Source organism: Actinosynnema sp. NPDC002837 (genome assembly GCF_040295345.1).
GTDB lineage: Bacteria > Actinomycetota > Actinomycetes > Mycobacteriales > Pseudonocardiaceae > Actinosynnema.
This window is the reverse complement of sequence record NZ_JBEOVG010000184.1, coordinates 1-5,248: the sequence shown is the minus strand read 5'-3', so window position 1 is coordinate 5,248 and position 5,248 is coordinate 1. Positions and strand designations below refer to the sequence as shown.

Annotated in this window: 5 protein-coding genes; 3 read left to right on the top strand and 2 right to left on the bottom strand. The window is 71.2% G+C overall.

The genetic code is table 11. The annotated features are described in order from the left end of the window. The first annotated feature begins 37 nt into the window (after positions 1-37). A complete protein-coding gene (locus ABTZ99_RS44620; RefSeq protein WP_499619223.1) occupies positions 38-637 on the top strand; it encodes a TetR/AcrR family transcriptional regulator in 600 nt (199 codons plus the stop codon). Between the two features lie 52 nt (positions 638-689). On the opposite strand, the gene ABTZ99_RS44615 is transcribed toward ABTZ99_RS44620, so the two are convergent. Beyond that, positions 690-1,460 (bottom strand): MBL fold metallo-hydrolase, encoded by a 771-nt coding sequence (locus ABTZ99_RS44615; RefSeq protein WP_499619221.1) that lies wholly within the window; start codon positions 1,458-1,460, stop codon positions 690-692. 223 nt (positions 1,461-1,683) lie between these two features. After that, positions 1,684-2,943, bottom strand: coding sequence for a cytochrome P450 (locus ABTZ99_RS44610; protein WP_499619219.1), 1,260 nt, complete (start codon positions 2,941-2,943; stop codon positions 1,684-1,686). Between the two features lie 189 nt (positions 2,944-3,132). On the opposite strand from ABTZ99_RS44610, the gene ABTZ99_RS44605 reads away from it, so the two are divergent. Further along, a complete protein-coding gene (locus ABTZ99_RS44605; RefSeq protein ID WP_499619217.1) occupies positions 3,133-3,591 on the top strand; it encodes a MarR family winged helix-turn-helix transcriptional regulator in 459 nt (152 codons plus the stop codon). Beyond that, complete coding sequence (locus tag ABTZ99_RS44600; RefSeq protein ID WP_498780944.1) at positions 3,588-5,144, top strand: MDR family MFS transporter; 1,557 nt, start codon at positions 3,588-3,590, stop codon at positions 5,142-5,144. Before ABTZ99_RS44605 ends, ABTZ99_RS44600 begins: the two co-directional genes overlap by 4 nt. The last annotated feature ends 104 nt before the right edge of the window (positions 5,145-5,248 follow it).

Here is a 5,248-nt window from a genome sequence, read left to right as displayed (position 1 = left end):
CCGGGGCGGGCGCCCCCCCGGCGCGACACTTTCGCGCGTGTCAGGACTGCGCGAACGCAAGAAGCTCGCCACCCGGACGGCGTTGGCCGACGCCGCCCTGCGGCTGTGCGTGGAGCACGGTCTCGACGGGGTGACCGTCGAACAGGTGGCCAACGAGGCGGGTGTCTCGCTGCGCACGTTCTTCAACTACTTCTCCTCCAAGGAGGAGGCGGTGGTCGCGGGTGACGTCGCCACGGCCGCCGCGTTCGTCCACGCCTTCGCCGACCGGCCCGGGGACGAGCCGGTGCTGCCGGCGTTGCGGGCGGCCCTGGTCGACGTCGTGCCCGACCGGATCGACCCGGAACGGGTGGCGCAGCTGCGCGCGCTGCGCCGCACCCCGGCCCTGCTGCCGCACCAGATCGCCGCGTTCGCCGTGCAGGAACGGGAACTCGCCGCCGTCGTCGCCGCACGGGTCGGCGTCGACCCGGCCACCGACCTCTACCCGGTGATGTTCGCGGCCACCGTGATGGCGACCCTGCGGGTGGTCGTCGGCTGGTGGCTGGACGCCGCCGAACGGCCCGAGCTGTCCGAGCTGATCGACGTGATGATCGACCGGCTGGACGTGGGTTTCGCCGCGGTCCACCCCGGCGGGCACTGAGCCCATGCCGGCGCCAGGCGGCCGGTGGGATTTCCGGCCGAACGGCGCGCGGTCAGTCGCCGACGGTGATGGGCTTGGCGTCGACCGGGTCGATCGTGGTCACGTCCGCCATGCCGCAGGCGTTCAGCAAATCGGCGCGCTTGCCCGCATCCGCGTATTCCTGGCCGAAGTGGAATGGCAGCACGTACTTCGGTCGGGTGGCCGCCACCAATTCGCCGAGGTCCTCGGCCGTCATGTGGCCCCGGCGGTGGATGCTCTCGCCCACGTCGCTCGTCAAGCCGAACGCCTCACCGATCAGGACGTCGCAGCCCGCGAAGTCGTGCTGGTGCGAGGGCACTGGGCCCGTGTCGGCGGTGAACCCGACCCTCGCCCGACCGGTTTCGACCACGACGCCGTAGCACGGCACCGGGTGGTCGGTCCGCACGAGGCGCATCCTCAGCCGGCCGCCCAGCGCGACGGGTTCCTCGGCGCACTCGACCCACGCGAGGTCGAACGCCCGCTCGGGGTACTGGACCTGCAACAAGTCCTTGAGCCCGGCCAGGATCGCCGGGTGCCCCACGACGGTGAGCTTGAGCAGCGGGACGTCACCCTCCCGGTTGAGCAGGCTGCGGGTGAACACGAAGTTGGCGAATCCGCCGACGTGGTCGGAGTGCAGGTGCGACACGTACACGTGCGTGACGTCGGTCGGTGACAGCCCGGCGGCTTGCAGCCTGCCGACCGGGTCGACACCGACGTCGAGCATCACCGCCGCGTCGTCCACGGCTAAGTGGAACGACGTGGTCGGGCCTGCGCTCGAATTGGACCAATGGCCCAAGGTGGTCACTTGAATATCGTTCGTCACGGGTAGCCTCACTTCATCCGACTATGTCGGTCACGGCACGACCGGTCTTCCCGGGCCGGTCGTGCGCAATGACCCCGGATTGTCCTTTGTGGTCACCGCCGAGATATTTCGGCCGCCACGACGGATGAGGCCGAAATCGCGGTCTGCCCACGCCGGAGAATGCCCGTCACGAAAGTTGGTCAAACGCCGCCGTGCGCCCGTGCGGTCACTGGGCGTCCCAGGTGATCGGGAGCGCGTGCACGCCGTAGACGAGCATGTCGTCGCGCATCGGCACGTCGGCCGCGGGCACGGCCAGCCGCAGTCCGGGCAGCCTGCTCAGCAGGCCGGTGAACCCGGCCACCATCTCGACCCGGGCCAGCTGCTGGCCCAGGCACTGGTGCACGCCGTGCCCGAACGCCAGGTGCGGCCCGCGCGCCCGGGTCACGTCCAGCTCGTCGGGCCGGGGGTAGTGGTACGGGTCGCGGTTGCCGGCGGGCACGGAGACCAGCACCGTCGAGTCGGCCGGCACGACCTCGCCCGCGATCTCCACCTCCGCCAGCGTGGTGCGGACGACTCCGAGGTGGACGATCGACAGGTAGCGCAGCAGCTCCTCGACCGCGCCGCCGATCAACGTCGGGTCGGCGTGCAGGGCGGCGAGCTGCTCGGGGTGCTCCAGCAGCGCGAACGTGCCCAGCGCCAGCATGTTGGCCGTCGTCTCGTGGCCCGCGACCAGCAGCAGGTTCGCCATGCCGATCAGCTCGTCGTCGGTGAGCGTGGGGTCGGCTTCGATCAGGCCGGACAGCATGTCGTCGGTCGGCTTGGCGCGCTTGGCGCGCACGAGGTCGTGCATGAAGGCGCGCAGCTCGTCGGCGAGCCGCATCATCTCGGCCACGGGCAGGTCCAGGCGCAGCAGCTTCCCGGTGCGCTCCTGGAACTCGTCGCGGTCGGCGTACTCGACGCCGAGCAGCTCGCAGATCACCAGTGACGGCACCGGCAGCGCGAAGGCCCGCACCAGGTCGGCGCCCGGTCCGGCGGCGATCATCGCGTCGAGGTGGTCGTCGACGATCCGCTGGATGCGCGGCTCGAGCTGACGCATCCGCCGCACGGTGAACTGGCCCGTGAGGAGCTTGCGGTAGCGGGTGTGCTCGGGCGGGTCCATGGTGATGAAGCTGCCCGCCCGCGCCCGCTTGTCGGTCAACCGCGCGCGGATCGGCTGGGGCAGCTTCTCCAGGACGCGGCGGCTGCGGAACCGGTCCGAACTCAGCCGCGGGTCGCCGAGCAGGGTGCGGGCCAATTCGTGGCTGGTGACGACCCACACCGGGTCGCCGTCGAGCATGGTCACCCGGTGCACCGGCCCCTGCTCGCCGAGGCGGGTCAAGGCCGCCGGCGGGTTGAACGGGCCGGCGTCACGCCGGGTGAGCTCGGGCGGCAGGGGAACGGTCGGCCGGCCGGTGGAGGGGCGTTTCTCCTGGGAAGCGGTGGTCATCGACGGTCCGTTCCCGACCCGGCGTGACCGGGCCGCTGCTCGGTGTGGTGGGCGTGACCCACGGTACCAAAACGTGCACGCTGTGCAGCTTTTCGATGTAACTCAGTGCACAACGAGAAAACTTGCACGTCGTGCAAGTTTGGGTGATAGTTGTATGTGGCAAGCAATGCGGAGAGACAGGGGGACGGCATGGACGCCGTCGCGCGGGAGCTGGAAGACCGGGTGCGCGACCTGCTGAGGGTCGTGCGGATGGTCAGGCAGCGGCACCACGCGCTGCCTCCCGGCCTGATCGGCACGCTCGGCCTGATCGCCCGCGCCGGCGTGGAACCCACCGGGTGCCACGCCAAGGAACTGGCCGCCAGCGCCGGGCTCGACCCGTCCACGGTGAGCCGGGCGGTGGCCGCGCTGGTCGCGAACGGCCTGGTCGAACGGCGGGCCGACCCCGACGACGGCCGCGCCAGCATCCTCGTGGTGACCGAACGCGGTCACGCCGAGCTGGCCGCCGCCCGCGACTGGTACGACCGGCTGCTCGGCCGCGCGCTCGCCCACTGGAGCCCTGAAGAGGTCCAGGCGCTGACCACCTCCCTGGGGCGCCTGACCATTGACGTCGAAGGAGCCCTCGGCTCCACCTTGGAGGCCGCGCGATGAGCGCACCCGCCACCGCCAACGGCACGATGAGCCACCGCCAGGTCCTGGAGGCCCTGAGCGGTCTGCTGTTGGTGCTGTTCGTCGCGATGCTCAGCGGCACCGTCGTCTCGACGGCGTTGCCGCAGATCATCGGCGCGCTCAACGGTTCGCAGACCCAGTACACCTGGGTGGTCACCGCGACCCTGCTGACCGCGACCGCCACCACCCCGGTCTGGGGCAAGCTCGCGGACCTGTTCGACAAGAAGACCCTGGTCCAGGTCGCCATCGTGATCTTCGTGGTGGGCTCGGTGCTCAGCGGCTTCGCGCAGGGCGCGGGCCAGCTCATCGCGGCACGCGCGTTCCAGGGCATCGGCGTCGGTGGTCTGCAGGCGCTGGTGCAGGTGGTGATCGCGGCGATGATCCCGCCACGCGAGCGCGGCCGGTACAACGGCTACCTCGGCGGCGTGATGGCGTTGGCCACGGTCGGCGGGCCGCTGCTCGGCGGCCTCATCGTGGACACCTCGTGGCTGGGTTGGCGCTGGTGCTTCTTCATCGGCGTGCCGGTCGCGGTGATCGCGTTGTTCGTGCTCCAGGCCACGTTGAAGGTGAAGACGGTCCGGCGCGAGGACGTGAAGATCGACTACCTGGGCGCGAGCCTGATCGCGGTCGGCGTGAGCGTGCTGCTGGTGTGGATCTCGTTCGTGGACGGCTCGTTCGCGTGGCTGTCGTGGCAGAGCTTCGCCATGGTCGGCGCGTCGGTGGCGCTGCTGGGCGGCGCGGTCGCGGTCGAGGCGCGTGCGGCGGAACCGGTGGTGCCGCTGGGGATCGTGAAGCAGCGCACGACGGCGTTGGCGATCCTGGCCAGCGTGGCGGTGGGCATGGCGATGTTCGGCGGCGCGGTGTTCCTCGGCCAGTACTTCCAGATCGGCCGCGGCTACAGCCCGACCGAGGCAGGCCTGCTCACCATCCCGATGATGGTCGGCGTGCTCGGCGCGTCCATCGTGTCCGGGCGGCTGATCACCAAGACCGGCCGGGTCAAGCCCTACATCGTGGTGGGCGCGGCGACGCTGGTGCTCGGGTTCCTCGCGCTCGGGCAGATCGACCACGACACGTCGCTGGTGCTGGTCGGCGGCGCGATGCTGCTGGTGGGCGTCGGTGTCGGCATGAGCATGCAGAACCTGGTGCTCGCGGTGCAGAACACGGTGCCGTTGAAGGACATCGGCGCGGCCAGCTCCACCATCGCGTTCTTCCGGTCGCTCGGCGGCACGATCGGCGTGTCGGTGCTGGGCGCGGTGCTGGCCCGGCGGGTGGAGGAGCACATCACCCGCGACCTGACCGCGGCGGGCATCCCCGCCGGCGGCGCGGGCGGCGGCAACCTCAACCTGAACGTGCTGCCGGACGCGGTGCAGCACATCGTCCGCAACGCCTACGGCGACGCCACCGGCCACATCTTCCTGATCTCGGCGGCCATCGCGGTGATCGGCGTCATCGCGGCCCTGCTGCTCAAGCCGGTCACCCTGCGCTCCAGCCTGGACCTGGCGGAGGAGAAGCCCGAGGTGGCGGCGAGCGCCTGACGACGGGACAGCGGTCGGGGGGGGGGGGGGGGTGAACGCCCCCCCCCCCCCCCCCCCGCCCCGGCGGGTTGGGGGTAACCCCTGGGGGAGGGGGCAACCCCCCC